An 18,758-nucleotide genomic window follows, 5' to 3' on the forward strand; every position below is an offset into this window, starting at 1 on the left:
GCTTTCAGTCTCAGTTGAGCCGGATCAAGCGCCCGATGGCCGGCCCGGGGCCCGCCTTGGCCTGCGCGTCGACCTTGAACACCAGGCGGGAGGTGCCGAAGCTCGCGACATAGATGCCGCCGGGCGTCAGCGGATGGCTGGTGCCAGCAAAGTCGTAGAAGCGGCCCTTGTATTGCCGTCCGGTCAGCTCGATCTCCTGCCGCTCGCCGGGCTGGTCGAGCCTTTCCACGATCAGCTTGCCGCGTCCCTTGGCTTCGACGATCGGCGAGGCGCCGTAGATGACGGCTTCGGCCACCGGCGCGCTGTCCGGCCCGAGTCCGCGCACGATCGTCGCCGCCACCTCGCTGGTCTCGCGGGAGGTCGCCTGCGCGTGACTGGCGTCGCAATTGACAATGTCACTTTTCAGTGTGGCGCCGTTGGCCGTGCTCTCGGCCGGGCCGACCGTGACGCTGCCGGCGCCGCTGACCGTCTCGCGGCGACAGGATTTGAGATAGCTCATGACGACCGCGCCATCGGGGCCGAGCTTGATGATCTGGCCCGGCGCGACATAGTCCATCAACTCGGCGCCGGCGACCTCCCCCTGGACGTCCTCGACCAGAGCCGCCGGCGGCCCGGCCCAAGCGGGAGCCGCGAGCCCGGTCAGGGCTGCGACGATGAACGTCGGCAACTTCATGCTGAACTCCGTGATCGCAACCGGCGGCGCGCCGCTTGTCCCCGTGAGTGTGACGTCGGACGCCAGCGAGAGGTTCGAGCGCATAGCACACTCGCCGGGAACAGGCACTTGCCCCGGTGTGATGAAGATCACGGAAGAGTTGGTTGAGGTTGGTCCCAAGCCGCGCTTCATGCGTTGCAGAAGGTGGCAAGATGCCGCCCGGTGGCCAGGGAGTGAATTGATGCCAGGTTTGACGTCCTCCATCGTGCGGCCAAGCCTGCTGGCCATCGCGCTGACCCTCCTGGGCGCCGGCCCGGCTCTGCGCGCCCAGGACGCGCCGCCCGCCGCGCAGGAGAACGCTGCTGCCTCCGGTCCTCGCGGCGGTTCGGCCGGCACGCGCGTCGCCAGTGCCCCTGCTTCCCCGTCGGCAGCGGAGCAGCACAAGCTGCCGGCCGATTCGACCACCACACAGACGGTCGATTTGCCCGGGCGCACGCTGACCTTCACAGCGACGGCTGGCTCAATTCGTCTGTTCGACGACAAGGGCGAGCCGCAGGCCGACATCGCCTACACCTCGTACCAGCTCAACGGCACCGAGCGAGGTAGCCGTCCGGTGACGTTCTTCTTGAATGGCGGCCCCGGAGCGTCATCGGCCTATCTGCAACTCGGTAACGCCGGGCCGTGGCGGATCGGTATCGATGCGGCGAGCGTCACGCCGTCGTCGAAGCCGGAGCTGACACCCAATGCCGACACCTGGCTCGACTTCACCGACCTCGTCTTCATCGATCCCGTCGGCACCGGCTACAGCCGCTTCGTCGCGACGGGCGACGAAGTCCGCAAGCGCTTCTTCTCGGTCGATGGCGATGTGCGCTCATTGTCGCAGGTGATGCGCCGCTGGCTGGAGAAGCACGACCGGCTGGCCTCGCCGAAGTTCATCACAGCGGAAAGCTATGGCGGCATCCGCGGGCCGAAGATCGTGCGTAACCTGCAGCAGGACCAGGGCGTCGGCATCAATGGCCTGATCCTGCTGTCGCCGCTGCTGGACTTCCGCGACTATTCCGGCTCGAGCCTGCTGCAGTATGTTGCAAGCCTGCCGAGCTACGCCGCCGTCGCCAGGCAGATGAAAGGACCGGTGACACGGGCCGATCTCGCCGAGGTCGAACGCTACGCCAGCGGCGACTTCCTGCTCGATCTCGTGAAGGGCGAGGCCGACACCGAGGCGACCAACCGCCTCGCCGACCAAGTTGCGGCGCTGACCGGAATCGACCAGGCCGTCAGCCGCAGGCTCGCCGGCCGCTTCGACGACTCGGAGTTTCGTCGCGAGTTCGATCGCAAGAACGGCCGAGTCACCGGCCGCTATGATGGCTCGGTGCTCGGCATCGATCCGTTTCCCGATTCCAGCCGATCGCGCAGCTCCGATCCCTCCGGCGACGTGCTCACCGCGCCGCTGACCGGCGCGGCGGTCGAGCTGACGACGCGCAAGCTCAACTGGCGCCCGGACGGCTCCTATGAGCTCTTGAGCGGAGCGGTGAATCAATCCTGGGATTTTGGCCGCGGCATCAGCCCGCCGGAATCGAGCAGCGACATCCGGCAGATCCTCGCGCTCGACCCTAAGCTCAAGCTGCTGGTGGGTCACGGCCTGTTCGATCTCGCCACACCTTATTACGGCTCGAAGATCGTGCTCGACCAACTGCCGGCCTTCGCCCAGCCGCCGCGCGTCAAGCTCGTGGTCTATCCGGGCGGACATATGTTCTATTCGCGCGACGACGCGCGAAAGGCGTTCCGCGGCGAGGCCGAGGCGCTGATGAAATAATTCGTAGCCCGGATGAGCGCAGCGACATCCGGGTTCACACGCGCGGTCTCGGAGAACCCGGGTATCGCTGCGCTCACCCGGGCTACGGGTTCATGCGTCCTTCCTCCGCCGTCCCTTCGGATACTTGCGCTCCATCTCGGCCCTGACCACGCGCTCCGGCCGTAGCCGCGCGCCGGCGAGCCAGATCTCGCTGACGCCGGATTTGGCGCGGATGCGCCGCACGGGCTCGCCATGGCTGGCATAGCCGGCGGCCTGCGCGATCCGGCCGGTGTCGCGCCCGGTCACCTCGATGCGGGGCGCATCGATGAACGGATTGACGAAGCCGGGATTGGCCACCATGACCTGCGCACTGACCGGGACAAGATCGAAGGTGCCCCACAGCGTCCACCAGCGCCCGGTCCAATCGCGTGTCTTGCGCGACGGCGCACCATGGGTGGCGAAGGCCTGCAGGATGAACTTCACCCCGTTCACCCAGGCCGGTGCCCAGCCGTCGATGGCATTGGTGAGCACGGTGATCGCGATCTCCCGTGCAGGGATCACCGATGTGCGCGAGATGTAGCCCTGGAAGCCGCCGCCATGGCCGAACCAGTCGAAGCCGGCGGTGGTGCCGCTCATCAGCGCGAGGCCGTAATACGCCTCCTCGATGTCCTGCGGCACGCGCCATTGCCGTCGGATCATCTCGCGGCGGCTCGCGACCGAGAGCAGGCTCTTCTTCGCGTTCGGCGCCAGCTGGGCAAAGAAGCGCGCCGTGTCCGCGGCGGTCGCGACGATGCCGGCGGCGGCCATGATGGCATAAGTCGGATTGTCGCCGGGAATCACCACGCGGCGGCCGACCGGAACGAGGCGCGAATGGCCGCGTGCGAAGGGCGCGTTTTTCGCGAGCAGTGTCATGTCCGGCGCGCTCTCGCGCAAGCCGGCCGGGGCCATGATCTCGCGTTGCAGCCAGGCCGGGTAGGCCTCTCCCGTGATCGCCTCGATAACGAGGCCGAGCAGGCCGTAGCCGTGATTGGAATATTTGAAGCGGCTGTTCGCGTCGATCACCGGTGACAGCTTGAGCTCGGCCAGCAGTTCGTCCTTGGTCAGGTAGGAGCGGCCGTCGGTGAACTGGCTGGAATCCTTGCCGTCGCGGGTCAAGCCCGCCGTATGCGACAGCAGCTGACTCAGCGTGGCGGCGGCGACGTCGGGATGCAGGTTTTCGACGTAGTGGCCGACCGCATCGTCGAGCTTCAGCCGCTTCTGCTCGCGCAGGCGCAGGATGCCGGCGGCGGTGAACGCCTTGGTGTGCGAGGCGATGCGGAAACGGTGCCGAGGCGTCAGCTTCTCGCCGCTGTCGAGATTGGCGTGGCCATAGGCCGCCTCCAGGACGATCTCGCCGCGATGGGCGATGGCGACGATGCAGCCGGGCTGCCCGGAGAGCTCGACCTGGAACGCCAGCCAATCCTTGATGTAACCAATCGCTGCGCCAAGCCGGGGCTCCACGACGACGCCTCCCGTTGAAGGCGCGACCCAGTCGTGCGCCGATGCGCCATCATGACCGGAGCACCAGCAGGGGACAAGGCGGGGGCTGAGCTGTCGTAGCCCGGATGAGCGCAGCGATATTCGGGTTCACCTGCGCAGTTTCGGAGAACCCGGGTGGCTTCGCTCACCCGGGCTACGACTATAACAACGAAAATGGCGCAACCCTTTCGGGTTGCGCCACTGTCGAGATCGGATCAGGTCCGATCGCGTGCTCAGTAGACGAGGCCGGTGCCCGGCTGCTTCTCCAGCGCGTCGGCCAGCGAGCGATACTCGGGGCTGTTGGTGCCGGCGAGCTGCGCCACCTTGTCGAGGTGGTACTTGGCCTGCTCGCGGTTGCCCTGCTCGAGCTGCCACAGGCCGTAATACTGCCAGGTGCGCACGTGGTTCGGATCATCCGCCAGGGCCTGCTCATAGTACTGCTTCGAGGCCTGGTAGTTGCCGAGCTTGCGGTAGGAGTAGCCGATCAGGTTGGCGACGTCGGCGACGTCCTCACGGTTGAGTGCCTTGAGCTGCTGGATCGCGGTGGCGTAGTCGCCGCGATCATAGATCGAGGTGTAGGCCGTGCGATAGGCCGCAAGGAACTTCGGATCGTCGATGCTCGAGCTCTTGTCCTTCTTCTTCTTGTCCGGCGGCGGCGAGGAGGGCGTCTCGCTGCCCGCGGCATAAGCCTTCGACAGAAGCAGCGGCCCGGAGGCCACGGCCATCGCGCACAGTGCCAGCGTGGCAATCCTGATCGCAGACTTTTTCATTCGTATCTCCCGAGTTGTCGATCCAACAGGTGGTGACTGCATGCGGATAGAACTCCCGCAGCTGCGAAATATTCCCGGTCGTTTGCGCGGATTTTGCGCCGCGATCGGTGCATTATACTGGCCAGATGATGACAGGCCAGTCATCTCGATGACTATCCCTTCATGTGCATGAACTGAAACATTCGCTTTACTTCAGGGTGGGTTCAGTGCCGGTTTCCTATGGTCGACTCCATGATCACGAGCCCATCCGCCACTGGATGGTGTCTCCAGATCTTCAACACCACGGAGACGACCATGCTGAAGTCCATGTCCGTTGCGCTGCTCGCCGCCTCGATTCTTGCTGCGCCCGCGTTCGCCGCTGGTCCTGCAAAAACCGATACGAACGCGAAATCGACCCAGATCACCGGCGCCACGACCGGCACTGCCAAGACCGGCGTGAACAAGACCACCGCGAGCAAGACCGACGCCGCGAAGGCGGGTGGCACGCAGGTCGGCGACAAGACCAACGAGATGAAGCCGACCGTCGGCAAGGCCAAGACCAAGCCGCAGGCTTCGCTCCTCCGCCACGCGCACCGTCATACCGCGCATCTGCGCCATCACAACAAGGTGAAGGTTCAGCACGCGTCGGTGAGCGGCCACAAGAGGCTGAGCTTCAAGCACGCCACCCCGGCAACCCGCCGCGGCTGACCGGCTTTTGCCTTCGTCGCATGCCCGTCCTGCCGCCGGCGCGCCTCGGGCATGCCGGCGGCGGCTCCTGTCAGCTTGTGAGCGGGTTGATTTCCCAGGCGATCGGCTTTCGGCTAGAAGCTGTGACGGACGTGTATTCGGGGTTCGACGGTGGGGATGGGGAGATCGGGTTGGTGGCCAGCGGCGACGCTGGCGCTGTGGCTCGCCGGCTGCGCCAGCGGAGGACCTGCCGCGTTCGTCAGCGAGGACAATCGCGCGATCTCCTACACGGGTGATCGCGGCGTGGCGAACCAGCCATTTCCCGCCAACTACCGCAGCGAGATCCTGGCTTATCTCAGGACCTATCTGAACAACCCTGTCGGGATCCACGACGGCGTCATGGCCGAGCCGGTGCAGCGGACCGTGGGCGGCCGGTTGCGCTATGTCGCCTGCCTGCGTTTTGCGGCCCGCGAATCCGATGGCAGCTACGGTCCGGCCCGAGAACGTGCCGCGGTCTATGTCGATGGCCGGTTCGACCGGATGATCGAGGATGCCGCCGAGCTCTGCGCCGCCTCGACCTATGCCCCTTTTCCGGAGCTTGCTGCCCTGACGCGGTGACCCCGTGTCGCCCGGATGAGCGCAGCGATATCCGGGTTGGTCGCCGGCCATAGAGTTGAATCCGGATGTCGCTGCGCTCATCGGAGCGGCAATCCACGACAACGCTCGCCGTGCTCATTTCGCAGCCCTGCCACGACGTCGCAGCCGGTTGCGGACGCCGGGGCCGATCACAACTCAGGGAGGGGTCAAACGCGTTGTCGCCCTACTGCGACCAAATGTCGGGCGCGGCGCGCGGCTTCACGGAATTTTCGGGAAGTCTATGGAACAAAAGGTCTTTGTTGCTCGCTGGTGACACGGTCCAGGCAATCACAGCTGCGTCACCGCCACCGGGCAACCCAATTGCGGCCACGATGTTCGATAGATGTCGCAAACGAAGAACAGGGACGTCCCATGAAACGCGTTTTCCTCAGTGCAGTGGCTTTGACCGCTCTGGCTGTCCCGGCGTTTGCCGCCGACATGCCCGCACGCACCTACACCAAGGCGCCCCCGATGACGCCGCCCCAGGCCATCTATGACTGGACAGGCTTCTACATCGGCGGACATCTCGGCGGGGCGTTTGCCGGTGGCAACGGCCTGGAGGGCAACAACGCTCGCTTCCTTGGCGGCGTGCAGGGCGGCTTCGACTACCAGTTTGCGCCGAACTGGGTGCTGGGCATCGAGGCCCAGTACAGCTGGATGGACCGCAACACGACGAATTTCGGCTTCCCCGGCGCGACCGTGGTGACGTCGACTGGCGCCAACCAACTCGGCTCGGTCACCGGCCGCCTCGGCTATACCTGGGGCCCGGCGCTGCTCTATGCCAAGGGCGGCTATGCCTGGCGTGACGGCAACGGCCTCGGCGTGAACGTGGCCGGCGTGCCGGCCGGCTTCACGACCAGCGGCAACGCCAAGGACGGCTACACCGTCGGCGCCGGCCTTGAATACATGTTCGCCCCGAACTGGTCGGCGAAAGCGGAGTATCAGTACTATAATTTCGGCAACACCACTTTTACGGGTGGGCCGGCGCCAGTGGTCGGCAGCCGCTTCAACAACGAGGATCACACCGTGAAGGTCGGAGTGAATTATCGCTTCGGCTGGGGTGGTCCGGTCGCCAGCAAGTATTGAGGCACGAGACGACTGAGGCTGTCGTCCCGATCACATGTGACACGCCCGCGCCCCGGTGCGGGCGTTTTGCTGTGTCCGATCCGCGGACGGCGATGGTTTCGGCACGGCTCACGCAGTGCAAAAAAATTTTCAAACCTTCGTGAAACTTTAGCCACCAGTTGTTATTATGAGTCCGCCGGTTTGATGGATCATCCCACATGCGTACCTTGTTGTCCGTGCTGTTGCTCTCGGCGGCCGCTTTGCCGTGCTCTGCCCAAACCGTCCTGAAGTCCGAACCGTTGATGCTGGCTCCTTACGAGGTCGCGCTGGTGCAAGCCGCATCGTGCCCCTCGGGCAAGGTGCTCAAGGTGACCGGCGCGATCCGCGGCGTCAGCCGCAAGCGCGCCTGCATCGCCCTCCCGGCTGAAACCGCCTCGCTGGCGACGGCCACGCCGTAGTCCGGACGTCATGGCAACGCTGCAGCGGGCAGCTCCGGCTGCCCGCTGATCGCGGTGTCGTCTCTTTGAATTGTCCCGTCTAATCGCTTCGCGACATCGGTCGTCGCTTCGGGACCGCCGCGCCTGTATCGGGGCAGCTTGCCCGCGAAATGCTAACAGGCGAACGGGATATTGAACTCCTGCTCGGCCTCGGCGCAGTTCTGCCACGGATCCTCCTCCGGCTCCGCGGCGCAGGGACGAATCTCGTAATCATTGTCGAGCTGAAGATATCCCGCCGATCGGCGCGCGGTCATCATCACATCCACCACCAGCCCGCTTTGCCGCGCCAGCCGCCAGACATCGGCCTCGGTCGGATAGGCCTTGCTCAACTTGGCCTCATTGCAAAACAGGGCATAGGGCATTCCAAGCAGCTCCAGAGAGGCGAAGGATGAACCGAGGATGAACAGGGGTTGCAGCGAGACACTGGCGTGTTCGCGGCCGGAAAGTGGCCTTTTCGGTTCGGGCGAGTCGTAAACGAGTCCTAAATTTTTGGAAAAAGAATCCGTGGGACTCCGGAGGTAGAATCGCCAGATGGTTAAGCCATGGGAACCGATCTCCACATTTTTTGCGGGCGGATCCAGCTCACACTCGCCTGTGGATTGCTGCTCGCCTTGGTAGCCAATGTGGCGCTGTTGTGCGCCTGGCTGTGAGCCGGCGTGCTGTCGTCTAGCATCCTGGAGGAGGGCGCGCTCAATCTTCGGGAAGCACCGTACCCCGGGCGGTCGCTTTCAACCGGGCCAGTGTCGCGCTGAGATATTCCTGACGCTCACGGTTGAAACGTTCCTGATGCGCGCGGAAGCGCGCGACCCGAGCGCGGATTTCGGTCTGCATGTCGCGCTGCAGATCGATCTGCGATGCGATGCTGGTGAAGCCTTTTGGCAGGACCGGGCTGGCCGGGGCGATGGGCACCGCCGACGTCGCGAATGGCTGCGCGAGGGGAGCGGCCTTCGGGGCCGCGTCAGGATCATCCACGGCCTCCGTGCTTTCCCGCGCTGTCCGATCTGGTTGGTCGGATGGAGCCATGGGCGCGTGCCTCACGCCGGCAGCTCCCTCCATTGCGATGGTGTGCTGGGGCGGGGCGGGCGTTTCGATGGGAAGGGCCGGCAGCTCGAATTTGGCGAAGTCGGCCGGCTTGCCGGTGACCGATTGCACGAAGGCCATGGTCTGCGCGATCAGCGCATCACGCTCTTCCTTCCACGTCATGACGATCGCCCCCCAAGCGTCACAATTGCAACAAATGCCCGCTGCGAAATCAAGTTGCAGGGCCAGTGACTTCTGGGGATAAGCGAGAGTCCTGGTTGAGCTGTGGCAATCATGTTGCCACACTCTGGACTTGGTTTACCCCCACGCGACCCAAGTCGGTGCTCTTAAACCACCACTGCCCGGATCGTTCCTATCGCGCGGAACGGTGAATGGGCCGGCACAAGAGCCCAGCTCGACCGGCAACGGATTTAGCCTGCATGGATCTCCTCTCCGAACAGTGACGCCGAAGGACGGCGTCCCGGCGCCGCTCCCCAAAGCGACCTCCATCTCGAACGCGCGTGACGCCTGTGCTGATGCGCCGCTGAGATCTTCAATGCCGGGGTCAGAAGAGGCGCGCCGAACGGCATGGCGGCTGGTGCCGGCTGAGGGGATTGAACCCCCGACCTTCGGTTTACAAAACCGCTGCTCTACCGCTGAGCTAAGCCGGCGAATGCGCCTTCGGATGGTGGCGGAGATCGCGTCTGAAGTCAGGACCTCCAGAGCGCGGTGTTCCTACCAGAGTTGATGGGCCGAGGCTACTGTTCACGACCGTCTAAGTGAACGAGTCCAGATCGCAAAAAGGGCGGCCGTGAGGCCGCCCTTCGTACAAGCCGGATCAGCGAGTCCGGGTCACTGGCAGATGTGCATCAGCCCGTCGCCGCCCTTGAACATCGTGCCGGGGCGGCACACGAGGCCGTTGCGGGTCGCGTAGCTGTTCCAGTCGCCGTAATATCCGAGCTGGCCGCGGTCATAGGTCGGCTGGCCGTAGCGGTACGGGCCGGGGTCGTAGGCGTAGGCATCGGCCGTGCGGAAAGGCGCGGTCGCGATTGCGCCGGCGGTCCCGATCGCCGCGCCGGCGACACCTGCGGCGGCGCCAACCGCGCCAGCCGCGACGTCGGCCGGCCAGAAGCCGGTGCCGCGGCGATTCCAGTCGTTGTTCCAGCCGTTATTATTCCAGCCGTTGTTATTCCAGCCGGCGTCAGCGCGCTGTTGCATCATCGCGCCGTCGTGGCGGGCCATGTTGTGACGATGGTGCATGTCGCGCGCCATCGCCGGGCCGGCGAGCGCGGTCGCGAGAACAGCAGCCCCGAGAATTGCAGATTTGATCATGGGTTGACTCCGTCGTTGCGCCCCGAACCATAAGTGCATCCGGCCTTTGCTGTTCCGCGGTCGCAGCGATGTTTTTCGCCGCGCGCCGTCCGATGATGAGCCGTTAACCCTCGCGCGCGAATGCGCGCGGTGCCTTAACTCGCGCGAACGGGCTGCGCGTTAGGCTTACCGGCAGATTGAGCCGCGCGCTTAACCCATGAGGGCGGACGTTGCGGTATTGGTAGGATGGCAACCGGGGCGTGAATTCATGCGTTGTGCAACAGCTCTCGCGATACTGATCGGGACGGCATCCGCCGCGCTCGCCAGTGAAGGCTTCGAGATCGTCATCCCGCAGCGGCCGGGTGTCCCCGTCGTGATCAACGGCATCGACGCGTCCTATGCGATCGTCGAGGGCCAGACCAGTCTCGGCAAGGGCAACTACATGCAGCCCACCATCTACGGCGGCCGTCCGGTCGAGCCCGAGCCCTATGTCGGTCACTATTATCCGACCTTGGGCGCCAAGCCCGGTTACGGCCGCATGGAGATCGAGCCGCCGGCCAATCGCAAGCTGCCGAAGCCGGCCGAAAGCTATTCGCGCGCCTGGGGCGCCGAGTCCCAGATGCAGCCGCCGCAGCCCGCGGTGCCGATGTATCCGCCGAACGTGATCCTCGCGCCACGGGAGGGCGGAATGCCGCGCGACTATGCCAATCCGCTGGAGGATCGCCGGTAACGGCCATCCATCCAACGACGACGCGATCCAACAAAAAAGCACATCATCAGGAGAGAGTTATGCGTGGACTGATTTCAGGAGTTGTTGCCGTCATCGGCCTGGCTGCGGCAGGCAGTGCGCCGGCTGCCGCCTGCGGAGCGACCGCCTGTGCGCCGTGCGGCTATGCGAGCCCGTGCGCGCCGACCGTTGCCTATCAGCCGACCTACAGCTACCAGCCGGCCTACACCTATCACCCCGGTTACACCTACGGCTACACGGGATGCGGCAGCTGTGGCGCCACTTATGAGCGGCTGCCGGAGCCGACCCGGCAGTACTACTACGTCAATCAGGGTCCGACCTACAGCGGTCCCGGCGCGTTCGCGCCGTATCCGGCCTATGAGGAGCAGGCGATCCCGGTCTATCGTTATCACCACCGTCATCATGCCTACGAGGCGACACGTGTCGCCCCCGAGGTGGTGTATGCGCAGCCGCATCGCGCCTATCGCTGGGGCGCCTCGCCTTATTATCACGGCCAGCGCGTGCTGCGCCGCTATTACTGATCAGCCGGTCTGACACCATCCGCACACGCCCGCTCGCATGCCGCGCGCGGGCGTTTGCTATTGCGCTCCCTTCGCCTTCGATCGAACGTCGCGTCAGCCGCCCATCAATCCCAGCCGGCTGGCTCCGACATAGAGTGCGAGCACGGCCGCATTGGAGACGTTCAGGCTCTTGATGGCGCCGGGCATGTCGAGCCGCGCCACCGCGCTGCAGGTCTCGCGCGTCAGCTGCCGCAGGCCCTTGCCCTCGGCGCCGAGCACCAACGCCAGCGGCTGCCGCAGCGTCACCGCGGCGATGTCGGTGTCGCCGGCGCTGTCGAGCCCCACGGTCTGGAAGCCGCGCTCGTTGAGCCGGGTGAGGGCGCGGGCGAGGTTCTGCACCGTGATCATCGGCACCAGTTCGAGCGCCCCCGACGCCGATTTGGCGAGCACGCCGGTCGCCTCCGGGCTGTGCCGCGCGGTGGTCACGATTGCCTTGACGTCGAACGCCGCCGCCGAGCGCAGGATAGCGCCGACATTGTGCGGATCGGTGATCTGGTCGAGCACCAGGATCATCCCCTCGGGGGCCAGCGTGTCGATGTCGGGCGAGGGCAGGGGATCGGCCTCCGCGAGCAGGCCCTGATGCACGGCGTCGGGACCGAGTCGCTGGTCGATCTGGCTCGGACGTACGATTTCCGGCGTCACCCGCGTCTCGATGTGCTCGTCGGCAAGCCTCCGCGCGGCGTTTTCCGTCAGGTACAGTTTGCGGATGCGGCGCTTGGGGTTGGCCAGCGCCAGGCTGACCGTGTGCCAGCCATAGAGAATGACGGGACCGTCCGCGTCCGAGTCGCGCTCCCAGCGGCCGTGCGGCCGGTCGAAACCGCGCGGTTTGCCGGTGAACTTGCCGGCGGATTTACCACCTTGGCGGCGGAATGGGGACTTTCGGTCGCGTTCGCTCATGACCCGAGCTTCTGTCATGGCCGGCGGATTCTGGCAATTTGGCACCGCCAAAGCGGGAAAATTCGTCGCCGCTTGGTTGACTTTACGGTGCCGGTTCGATCATAAGGGCCCCGGCCGCGCGGCAGCCCTCATCGGGCCCGCGGCCTTACCGTCTCAATGGCGCTGATGGTCCCTCAACCGCTGTTTCCGCGGCCGGCCTTCAACTGCCATCGATGCGGGGGAGTGTCCCGAGTGGCAAAGGGAGCTGACTGTAAATCAGCCGCCTCATGGCTTCGCAGGTTCGAGTCCTGCCTCCCCCACCATCCCTGGCGAGACCTGGAATCTTCTTCCGACGAGCTTCGTTGGGCCTCCTTTTCCTGAGAGATCATGGGCGAGCGCGCGGCCGGTCTGATCTCGCGGTTCTTCTCCGAAAGCTCCATGCCGTAGCGCAGCGTCGGCCGGCCGCGACCTTGGCCATTCCGCGGCGCGGCCATTCGGCCGCCTGACCGGCGTCATTGGATGGGTCTGATGCCGCCATGACTGTTTCCCGCTGTTGCCACTGGTGTCTGTGCATCTCGTTCGCCTCCAAGACGAAGCGGGGAGGACGCGAGTGGAACGCAGTCATCGTGCCGACATCGATGCCCTCCGGGCGATCGCCGTCGCGACCGTCATTCTGTTCCATCTGAAGATCGCGGGCTTCGAGGCGGGCTTCGCCGGGGTCGACATCTTCTTCGTGATCTCCGGGTATCTGATCACCGGCCAGATCCTGCGCGGCGTGGCTGCAGGGCACTTCTCGCTCGGAGAGTTCTACTTGCGGCGGGCACGGCGCATCCTGCCGGCGCTGGTGGTGACGATCGCGCTGACTTTTGCGGTGGGGTGGCTGTTCCTGTCGCCCGAAGCGTTGCGGCAGCTCGCGAAGGAGGCGACGCACGGGCTGCTCTCGATCTCCAACATCCAATATTGGCGCGAGGCCAGCGACTATTTCGCGCCGACGGCGGAGCAGCTGCCGCTGCTGCACCTCTGGTCGCTGTCGCTCGAGGTGCAGTTCTATGCCCTGGCGCCGCTGCTGCTGATGCGGGCGGCCGCCGGCCGGCATGTGTTCCGCGTCATCGCCGCGATCGGATTGGCGTCGCTCGCCGCGGCGGCGCTCTGGCTGCCGCATGATTCCGACGCCGTATTCTTCCTCACGCCGTTCCGCGTGTTCGAGTTCGCGCTCGGCGCGCTTGCCATCCCGCTCGAGGCCCGCCTCGCGGCCTTGCCGCGGGTACGCTCGATTACAGCCGCATGCGGCGACATCTTCCTGCTTGGCAGCCTGGTCGTGATCGGCCGTTATCAGGCCTATGCGGGCGTCGCGGCCCTGCTGCCGTGCATCGCCGCTGCGATCATCATCGCCGCCAATGCGCCGACATCGCTGTTGATGGCGCGCCCGGTGCGCGCGGTCGGTCTCATCTCGTATTCGCTTTATCTCGTCCATTGGCCGGTGATCTTCTTCGCCCGCTTCATTGTCGGCGACGCGGCGCAAACGATGGCAGGGACGCTGGCTCAGCTTGCGCTGATCGGCATATTGGCCACGCTCATGTTCGTCGTGATCGAGCAACCGCTGCGCCGGCTGCCATGGCCGCGGGTTGCCCAGGTCGCGAGCTTTGCAACGATGCTCATCGTCGGGGCCGGCCTGACTCACGTGACGTTCCGTGCCAACGGCGTGGCCTCGCGGTTGCCCGACGACCAGCTCGCGCTGTTTCATCTGCAAGGCTTCGGCCTCAACAAATGCGGCCGGGCTGTTGGCCGCCTCTGCACGTTCGGCGATCTCCAGGGCACGCGTGGCGTCGAGCTGCTCGGCGATTCCTACGTCCAGCAATATGTCGCCGCGCTCGACGACTCTCTCAAGGCGCGCGGCATGATCGGGCACGTCTCGACCATGAGCGGCTGTCCGACGCTCGCCGGCCTGGTGGCCAAAGGGCCGCGCGCGCAAGTCTGCGCGGAGCTTCGCGACAGCGAGTTGCCGCGCATCCGGCAGTCGCAGGCCGACTTCATCGTGATCGGGCAGGCCTGGCAGAACTATCTTGATCTCAGTGAGGGTCCGCAGGCGGGGGCGCGCAATGCCGAGGTGGCGCGGCATCTGGTCGAGACGGTCCGCCTGCTCGACCGGCCGGGTCGGCATTTCCTCGTCATCGGCGGCCAGGTCCGGCCCGTGAACTGCGCCTTCGATCCGCTGCGTATGCTGCCCGGACCGCGCTGGCACGCGCCCGCCAAGCCTTGCGATCCGGTGCCGAGACGCGAGGCCGTCGCCGCCAACGCGACCATCGATGCCGTGCTAGGCGAGGCGATCAGGCCGCTGGCCAAGGTGACCTTGCTGCGCCCCTCCGAGGTCTATTGCGATCAGGATTGTCCGGTGGTTCAGGATGGCGTCTGGCTGTTCCAGGACGCGGGCCATTTCACCGTCGCCGGCGCGCAGCGCATGGGCGAGCGCGCCGCGCCGATCTTCGCGACATTCCTTGCCGACGATTAGGCGGGCGCGGCGACTAGCCGGCGTCAATGCCGCCGTCCCAGGTTTGGACTACAACCGGGACCGTGCCCGCTATTGTGCAGACAAGTCACAATGCCACTGAATCGACATGGCTTGGCACACGTTGCGGTGCGGCTTCACAGACTTGCCTCAATGGCGTGTTGGCCTCAATCTCAGTTTGTGGGTCGAGCGAGCGTGTCATGCGTACATCGGGGCGGAAGGCCGGCCAAGCTGGCTTGTTATGCGGCGTCGTTCTATTTCAAGTTGCGTTGGCTGCGCCCCTGGCGTGGGGAGCAGAAGCGGGGAGTGCTGCTGCCGCAGCACCCGGCATGGCCAAGGAAGGCGGTCCCTTCGGCGGATGCGAGCCGATCGGTCTCACCGCATCCGGCGAGCTGGTATTCCCGCTCGAATGCAAGAAGCTGATCAAGAAGCCGGCGGACGCTCCGGTTGCGGGCGACGACAGGGCGGCTGCCGAGGATCGTACGGCCTCGACCGACGCAAAGCCGGCCGCGCCGGCCGCCGCAGACACGGCTGCCGTTCCGGAGACCAGTTCTGCGAATCAGGCGGCGGCCGGGCTGGCTTCGCCCGCAGCCGAGCCGAAGCCCGCAATGGTCGTGGACAAGCCGGAGACCCGCAAAGCCGCCGTTACCGATCCTTCGGCGGCTGGCCGGTCTGCGAAGACCAAGGGTGGGATGACCAAACAAGGCACGATCAATCCGCCGTCGGCCAAATCTGCTTCTGACAAGTCCGCTGTTGCAAAGTCCGCCATGACGTCCGGCATCGCGGGCCCGGCCAAGACCGCAGCCGCGAGCGCGGCGACAAGGCCATCGTCCGCCAAGACGCCTGCAGCCAAGACCGTGGCGGTCGCTGCCAAAGAGCCATCGTCGAAGGAGCCGGCCCTCAAGGATTCAGCGCCCAAGGATTCGGCGAAGTCAGGCCAGGGCGAGGTGCCCAAGGCCGCCAGCAAGCCCACGGCGATGGCGGCCATCAAATCGATGATCGTGATGGCCAAGCCCGCCAATACCGGCACGCCGGCGGCCCGGCCGCAATCCGACGACCGGCCCCGGCTGCGCACCGCGAACATGCCGGGCTGCATGCAATTCCGCAGCTACAATGCAGCGACTCGCAGCTATCGCGGCTTCGACGGGCACATCTACGCCTGCCGCTGACGCTGCGACGAGGCTTGGCGCGGACCGGTATGACGGCGCGACCGCGTCGTCATGGCACAGGGGCAGGCGACGTCGCGAAAGACCTGCTATAGAGCGCCCGATCCTTGAAACGGTTGCGTGCCCTCCCTGATTACTCATGCCCGAGCTCCAATCCGACCTGTTCGAGATGCGCCGCCTGGAGTCGCTGTCCAACACCATCTTCGGTGTGGCGATGACGCTTCTCGCCTATGACTTGCCGAAACCGAACTTCGCCCAGATGCCGGATTGGAGTGACCTCGTGCACACCTATTCCGGCCGGCTCGCCGGACTGGTGCTGAGCTTCATCATCGCCGGCGTGTTCTGGATCAGCCACCACCGCCGGCTGGCCCGGCAGCCCTATGGCAGCCGCTTCGTCGTGATCCTCAACCTGTTTTTTCTGCTGTCGATCGTGCTGCTGCCGGTCACCAACGGGCTCTACAGCAGCTATCGGCTGTCGAGCGCGGTAGCAGTGATGTACGGCGTGCATCTCACCATCATTGCCGCGCTGAACGCCGCACTCTGGTGGCTCAGCCTTCCGTCAGGTCGTCATGCCGAGATCGCCGGCGCGGTCTTCCCGGTCATCGTGTTCGTTCCGGGGATTGTGATGGCCGCGTACGCGCCCGAATACGTGCAGTATTTCTGGATGCTCGGCTTCGGCGGGTTTCTTGCGCGTCGCTTCGTTGCCACCAAGCCGGAGACAGCGGCGGGCGAGAGCGGATGAAAAACGCGGCGGGCCATCCGACCCGCCGCGTTCCAGATCTTGAACTCGCTGGTCCAGGGCCGAGACCGCCCCGTTGCCGAGCCGCGATGGGCACGATCCGCTGACGAATCACGCGCTCATCGAACCTTGCTCACGAAGAGCCGCTCAGCGGGCGATCCCAGCGAGGTGACAGCGCTTGGTGAAAGACACTGGATCACCTCCTTTCGTTGTTGACGATGGAGGCAATATACGACGGCCCGGGCCGCGTGGGTAGGGGGGCCAACTACGGAACCCGCGCCTCTGATGCGGCGCACGCGTTCGGCGGCAGGGCCCATCGCACAGCGCAAATGCGAGGTTTTTGGCGAAACGGCCTCGACATCGTCGTGCCCGGGCTTCATCCCGGGCATCCGCGTCGTTCCAAGGCTGCCGAACGATGTGGATGGCCGGGGCGAGGCCGGCCAGGACGGGTGGGACGATGGCCCCATGGTTCGGGAAACTCTCCGGCGCTGCTTCCAACAGGCGCCTCAAGGGAGGTTGAGACCGGCTGCGGACCATGTTAGGGAACGCCGCGACGCGGGTGTAGCTCAATGGTAGAGCAGCAGCCTTCCAAGCTGAATACGAGGGTTCGATTCCCTTCACCCGCTCCAACGCGCCGAGCAGCGCCCTCAGCCTCTTCAATCGGCCGTAGCGCCCTCAATCGCAGTGGAGTTGTTGTCCGATCCGCCGGCATGACCGGCCATCGCTGAAATACGTCGTGTTGCCGATCGTCTGTGACGAGGTGCCGTCGCTGAAATAGGTCTGGTTGCCGATCTGCTGCGAGCTGGTGCCGTCGCTGTTGTAGGTGGAGCGCCCGATCCGCTGCGAGGAGGAGCCGTCGCTCCAATAGGTGTTGTTGCCGAGACGCTGCCCGGACAGGCCGTTGTCGCAATGAATCTGATGACCGATCAGCTGGCAGGTCTCCGCTCGGGCGGCCGTCATCGCCGCCAGGCTGAGTGCGACCGCGAGCCTCATGCGCATCATCCTGAATCCTCGTGTTGCGACATTGAACCGCAATGCGGGCGAGCGCGCAACCCGCAGCAACCCCCGGGTGGGCAGCGCCGAAGGCGACGCTGCCCACCATCACGCCGCGACGCACGAGATCTGCGTGGGCACGGCGCATGCGCGATCTCGCGAATCGACGGAAGCACGCTCGCAGCTTCGCGCAGCCTACGACCTCGTCCTTCGTCTCGCCTCCGCCGCCCGGAACGCCCGCATCTGGCCGCTGAGGAAGCGCAGCAGATGACTGGCCGCGTGCGGCAGCTCGCGGCCGCGGCGGGTGATGACGCAGGCTTCGCTCGTCGCCAGCAGACGGTTGTCGATCGGCAGGGCTTTGAGCGAGCCGTCGGCGAGGTCGGCGGCGATCGAGAACGCCGGCAGCAGCGTCAGGCCGAGGCCGCTCTTGACGAAATGTCGAAGCACGTTGATCGAGCTGGTGGTCAGCTTGGGCCGCAGCGCGATGTGCTCGGCGGCCTCCGCCATGGCCACGATCTGCCGCGTGCCGTAGCTCGGATGCATCAGCCCGAGCGGATGGTCGCCCAGCTCGCGCAGACGCAGGGGACGGCCGAGCCGGGTCAACGCGTGGTCCGGCGGGACGATCGCGCAGAGCGGCTGGCGGCTCGCCGTGGCAACGCGGATGCGCGGATCGGCCGACGGATTGAACACCAGGCCGATGTGATGGCGGTCCTCGGCCACGGCGTTCACGACCTCGTTGGTGCCGGCGAGGTCGAAGGCCATCGTGAGGTCCGGATGCCGCTGCCAGAACCGGCCGAGCGGGCCGGACATCAGATCGCTCACAAAACCTTCGCCGAGCACGATGTCGACGTGGCCGCGCGTCAGGCCGGTGAGCTCGCGCAGTTTGGCGACGGTGTCGGCCTGATCGGCCTGCCACTGCCGGAAGCGCTCGACGAGCAGAGCGCCGGCCTCGGTGGCGCGGATGCCGCGGCTCAGCCGCTCGATCAGCGTGAGGCCGAGCTCCTTCTCCAGCAGCGCGATCTGCCGGCTGATCACTGACGCGTTGATGTCGAGTGCTTCGGCGGCGGCGCGCACCGAGCCCAGGCGGACGGTCTCGTGGAGATAATGCAGCCGGTGATGGTCGAGCAGGAAGATCACGGGCGATCCGAAAAGCGTTGACTTGCAGTCAACACTAACGCCGCGGGCTGCTCATGTCTGCCGCAAATCGCGGCGGCTAGGCTTCCTCGGCAATGGCGCAGGAGGC

Annotated in this window: 19 protein-coding genes and 3 tRNA genes; 12 read left to right on the plus strand and 10 right to left on the minus strand. The window is 65.7% G+C overall.

Translation table 11 applies throughout. The features are described 5' to 3' along the window. Positions 1 to 10: 10 nt before the first annotated feature. A complete protein-coding gene (locus BRADO_RS14020; RefSeq protein WP_011925990.1) occupies positions 11 to 673 on the minus strand; it encodes a hypothetical protein in 663 nt (220 codons plus the stop codon). Positions 674 to 893: 220 nt separating this feature from the next. On the opposite strand from BRADO_RS14020, the gene BRADO_RS14025 reads away from it, so the two are divergent. Further along, the gene (locus BRADO_RS14025; RefSeq protein WP_011925991.1) at positions 894 to 2,465 is read left to right on the plus strand and encodes a S10 family peptidase; all 1,572 of its coding nucleotides are present in this window, start codon (positions 894 to 896) and stop codon (positions 2,463 to 2,465) included. A gap of 90 nt (positions 2,466 to 2,555) precedes the next feature. On the opposite strand, the gene BRADO_RS14030 is transcribed toward BRADO_RS14025, so the two are convergent. Further along, positions 2,556 to 3,944 (minus strand): serine hydrolase, encoded by a 1,389-nt coding sequence (locus tag BRADO_RS14030; RefSeq protein WP_011925992.1) that lies wholly within the window; start codon positions 3,942 to 3,944, stop codon positions 2,556 to 2,558. A 251-nt stretch (positions 3,945 to 4,195) separates the two neighbouring features. Further along, positions 4,196 to 4,732, minus strand: coding sequence for a tetratricopeptide repeat protein (locus BRADO_RS14035; RefSeq protein WP_011925993.1), 537 nt, complete (start codon positions 4,730 to 4,732; stop codon positions 4,196 to 4,198). A gap of 294 nt (positions 4,733 to 5,026) precedes the next feature. On the opposite strand from BRADO_RS14035, the gene BRADO_RS14040 reads away from it, so the two are divergent. The 4 genes from BRADO_RS14040 (at position 5,027) to BRADO_RS14055 (ending at position 7,557) form a co-directional block, all read left to right on the plus strand. Further along, positions 5,027 to 5,419, plus strand: coding sequence for a hypothetical protein (locus tag BRADO_RS14040; RefSeq protein WP_011925994.1), 393 nt, complete (start codon positions 5,027 to 5,029; stop codon positions 5,417 to 5,419). 150 nt (positions 5,420 to 5,569) lie between these two features. After that, on the plus strand, positions 5,570 to 6,016 hold the full coding sequence (locus tag BRADO_RS14045; protein WP_011925996.1) for a hypothetical protein: 447 nt from the start codon (positions 5,570 to 5,572) through the stop codon (positions 6,014 to 6,016). Positions 6,017 to 6,406: 390 nt separating this feature from the next. Next, entirely contained in the window at positions 6,407 to 7,120 is a 714-nt protein-coding gene (locus BRADO_RS14050) for an outer membrane protein (RefSeq protein WP_011925998.1), read from the plus strand. Positions 7,121 to 7,317: 197 nt separating this feature from the next. Next, the gene (locus tag BRADO_RS14055; protein WP_041756486.1) at positions 7,318 to 7,557 is read left to right on the plus strand and encodes a DUF6719 family protein; all 240 of its coding nucleotides are present in this window, start codon (positions 7,318 to 7,320) and stop codon (positions 7,555 to 7,557) included. A 152-nt stretch (positions 7,558 to 7,709) separates the two neighbouring features. Here BRADO_RS14055 and BRADO_RS14060 read toward each other — a convergent pair whose 3' ends face one another. From BRADO_RS14060 to BRADO_RS14080, 4 genes are all read right to left on the minus strand, one after another. Then, positions 7,710 to 7,958: a hypothetical protein gene (locus BRADO_RS14060; protein ID WP_011926000.1), complete on the minus strand. Its 249-nt coding sequence runs from the start codon at positions 7,956 to 7,958 to the stop codon at positions 7,710 to 7,712. Positions 7,959 to 8,286: 328 nt separating this feature from the next. Next, positions 8,287 to 8,799 (minus strand): hypothetical protein, encoded by a 513-nt coding sequence (locus tag BRADO_RS14070; protein WP_041756489.1) that lies wholly within the window; start codon positions 8,797 to 8,799, stop codon positions 8,287 to 8,289. A gap of 413 nt (positions 8,800 to 9,212) precedes the next feature. Beyond that, positions 9,213 to 9,287 (minus strand) — tRNA-Thr (locus BRADO_RS14075). A 181-nt stretch (positions 9,288 to 9,468) separates the two neighbouring features. Next, complete coding sequence (locus BRADO_RS14080; protein ID WP_011926002.1) at positions 9,469 to 9,948, minus strand: hypothetical protein; 480 nt, start codon at positions 9,946 to 9,948, stop codon at positions 9,469 to 9,471. A gap of 247 nt (positions 9,949 to 10,195) precedes the next feature. Between BRADO_RS14080 and BRADO_RS14085 the strand changes: the two genes are divergently transcribed. Both BRADO_RS14085 and BRADO_RS14090 read left to right on the plus strand, forming a co-directional pair. Beyond that, positions 10,196 to 10,657 (plus strand): hypothetical protein, encoded by a 462-nt coding sequence (locus BRADO_RS14085; protein ID WP_011926003.1) that lies wholly within the window; start codon positions 10,196 to 10,198, stop codon positions 10,655 to 10,657. A gap of 59 nt (positions 10,658 to 10,716) precedes the next feature. Beyond that, on the plus strand, positions 10,717 to 11,196 hold the full coding sequence (locus tag BRADO_RS14090; RefSeq protein ID WP_011926004.1) for a hypothetical protein: 480 nt from the start codon (positions 10,717 to 10,719) through the stop codon (positions 11,194 to 11,196). 93 nt (positions 11,197 to 11,289) lie between these two features. On the opposite strand, the gene rlmB is transcribed toward BRADO_RS14090, so the two are convergent. Next, positions 11,290 to 12,132 carry a 23S rRNA (guanosine(2251)-2'-O)-methyltransferase RlmB gene (gene rlmB / locus BRADO_RS14095; protein WP_041756491.1) on the minus strand — a complete coding sequence of 281 codons (843 nt, stop codon included), beginning with the start codon at positions 12,130 to 12,132 and terminating at the stop codon, positions 11,290 to 11,292. Between the two features lie 216 nt (positions 12,133 to 12,348). Between rlmB and BRADO_RS14100 the strand changes: the two genes are divergently transcribed. The 5 genes from BRADO_RS14100 to BRADO_RS14120 all read left to right on the plus strand — a co-directional run bounded on the left by BRADO_RS14100 (position 12,349) and on the right by BRADO_RS14120 (position 17,151). Then, positions 12,349 to 12,434 (plus strand) — tRNA-Tyr (locus tag BRADO_RS14100). A gap of 287 nt (positions 12,435 to 12,721) precedes the next feature. Next, positions 12,722 to 14,620 (plus strand): acyltransferase family protein, encoded by a 1,899-nt coding sequence (locus BRADO_RS14105; protein WP_011926007.1) that lies wholly within the window; start codon positions 12,722 to 12,724, stop codon positions 14,618 to 14,620. Between the two features lie 326 nt (positions 14,621 to 14,946). Beyond that, positions 14,947 to 15,786, plus strand: coding sequence for a hypothetical protein (locus BRADO_RS14110; RefSeq protein WP_157872562.1), 840 nt, complete (start codon positions 14,947 to 14,949; stop codon positions 15,784 to 15,786). Between the two features lie 136 nt (positions 15,787 to 15,922). Then, positions 15,923 to 16,525: a TMEM175 family protein gene (locus BRADO_RS14115; RefSeq protein WP_011926009.1), complete on the plus strand. Its 603-nt coding sequence runs from the start codon at positions 15,923 to 15,925 to the stop codon at positions 16,523 to 16,525. A 552-nt stretch (positions 16,526 to 17,077) separates the two neighbouring features. After that, positions 17,078 to 17,151, plus strand: a tRNA-Gly gene (locus tag BRADO_RS14120). Between the two features lie 46 nt (positions 17,152 to 17,197). Here BRADO_RS14120 and BRADO_RS14125 read toward each other — a convergent pair. Together BRADO_RS14125 and BRADO_RS14130 are read right to left on the minus strand one after the other, a co-directional pair. Beyond that, the gene (locus BRADO_RS14125; protein WP_011926011.1) at positions 17,198 to 17,524 is read right to left on the minus strand and encodes a hypothetical protein; all 327 of its coding nucleotides are present in this window, start codon (positions 17,522 to 17,524) and stop codon (positions 17,198 to 17,200) included. A 186-nt stretch (positions 17,525 to 17,710) separates the two neighbouring features. Next, positions 17,711 to 18,652 (minus strand): LysR family transcriptional regulator, encoded by a 942-nt coding sequence (locus BRADO_RS14130; RefSeq protein ID WP_011926012.1) that lies wholly within the window; start codon positions 18,650 to 18,652, stop codon positions 17,711 to 17,713. Between the last annotated feature and the right edge of the window lie 106 nt (positions 18,653 to 18,758).

It is taken from the genome of Bradyrhizobium sp. ORS 278 (genome assembly GCF_000026145.1).
Taxonomy (GTDB): Bacteria; Pseudomonadota; Alphaproteobacteria; order Rhizobiales; family Xanthobacteraceae; genus Bradyrhizobium.

Bases quoted from the DNA above. Each gene is read 5' to 3' on its own strand.
- BRADO_RS14020 (WP_011925990.1), bottom strand. From the start codon at position 673: ATGAAGTTGCCGACGTTCATCGTCGCAGCCCTGACCGGGCTCGCGGCT.
- BRADO_RS14025 (WP_011925991.1), top strand. From the start codon at position 894: ATGCCAGGTTTGACGTCCTCCATCGTGCGGCCAAGCCTGCTGGCCATC.
- BRADO_RS14035 (WP_011925993.1), bottom strand. From the start codon at position 4,732: ATGAAAAAGTCTGCGATCAGGATTGCCACGCTGGCACTGTGCGCGATG.
- BRADO_RS14040 (WP_011925994.1), top strand. From the start codon at position 5,027: ATGCTGAAGTCCATGTCCGTTGCGCTGCTCGCCGCCTCGATTCTTGCT.
- BRADO_RS14050 (WP_011925998.1), top strand. From the start codon at position 6,407: ATGAAACGCGTTTTCCTCAGTGCAGTGGCTTTGACCGCTCTGGCTGTC.
- BRADO_RS14055 (WP_041756486.1), top strand. From the start codon at position 7,318: ATGCGTACCTTGTTGTCCGTGCTGTTGCTCTCGGCGGCCGCTTTGCCG.
- BRADO_RS14060 (WP_011926000.1), bottom strand. From the start codon at position 7,958: ATGCCCTATGCCCTGTTTTGCAATGAGGCCAAGTTGAGCAAGGCCTAT.
- BRADO_RS14070 (WP_041756489.1), bottom strand. From the start codon at position 8,799: ATGACGTGGAAGGAAGAGCGTGATGCGCTGATCGCGCAGACCATGGCC.
- BRADO_RS14080 (WP_011926002.1), bottom strand. From the start codon at position 9,948: ATGATCAAATCTGCAATTCTCGGGGCTGCTGTTCTCGCGACCGCGCTC.
- BRADO_RS14085 (WP_011926003.1), top strand. From the start codon at position 10,196: ATGCGTTGTGCAACAGCTCTCGCGATACTGATCGGGACGGCATCCGCC.
- BRADO_RS14090 (WP_011926004.1), top strand. From the start codon at position 10,717: ATGCGTGGACTGATTTCAGGAGTTGTTGCCGTCATCGGCCTGGCTGCG.
- rlmB (WP_041756491.1), bottom strand. From the start codon at position 12,132: ATGAGCGAACGCGACCGAAAGTCCCCATTCCGCCGCCAAGGTGGTAAA.
- BRADO_RS14110 (WP_157872562.1), top strand. From the start codon at position 14,947: ATGGCCAAGGAAGGCGGTCCCTTCGGCGGATGCGAGCCGATCGGTCTC.
- BRADO_RS14115 (WP_011926009.1), top strand. From the start codon at position 15,923: ATGCCCGAGCTCCAATCCGACCTGTTCGAGATGCGCCGCCTGGAGTCG.
- BRADO_RS14125 (WP_011926011.1), bottom strand. From the start codon at position 17,524: ATGATGCGCATGAGGCTCGCGGTCGCACTCAGCCTGGCGGCGATGACG.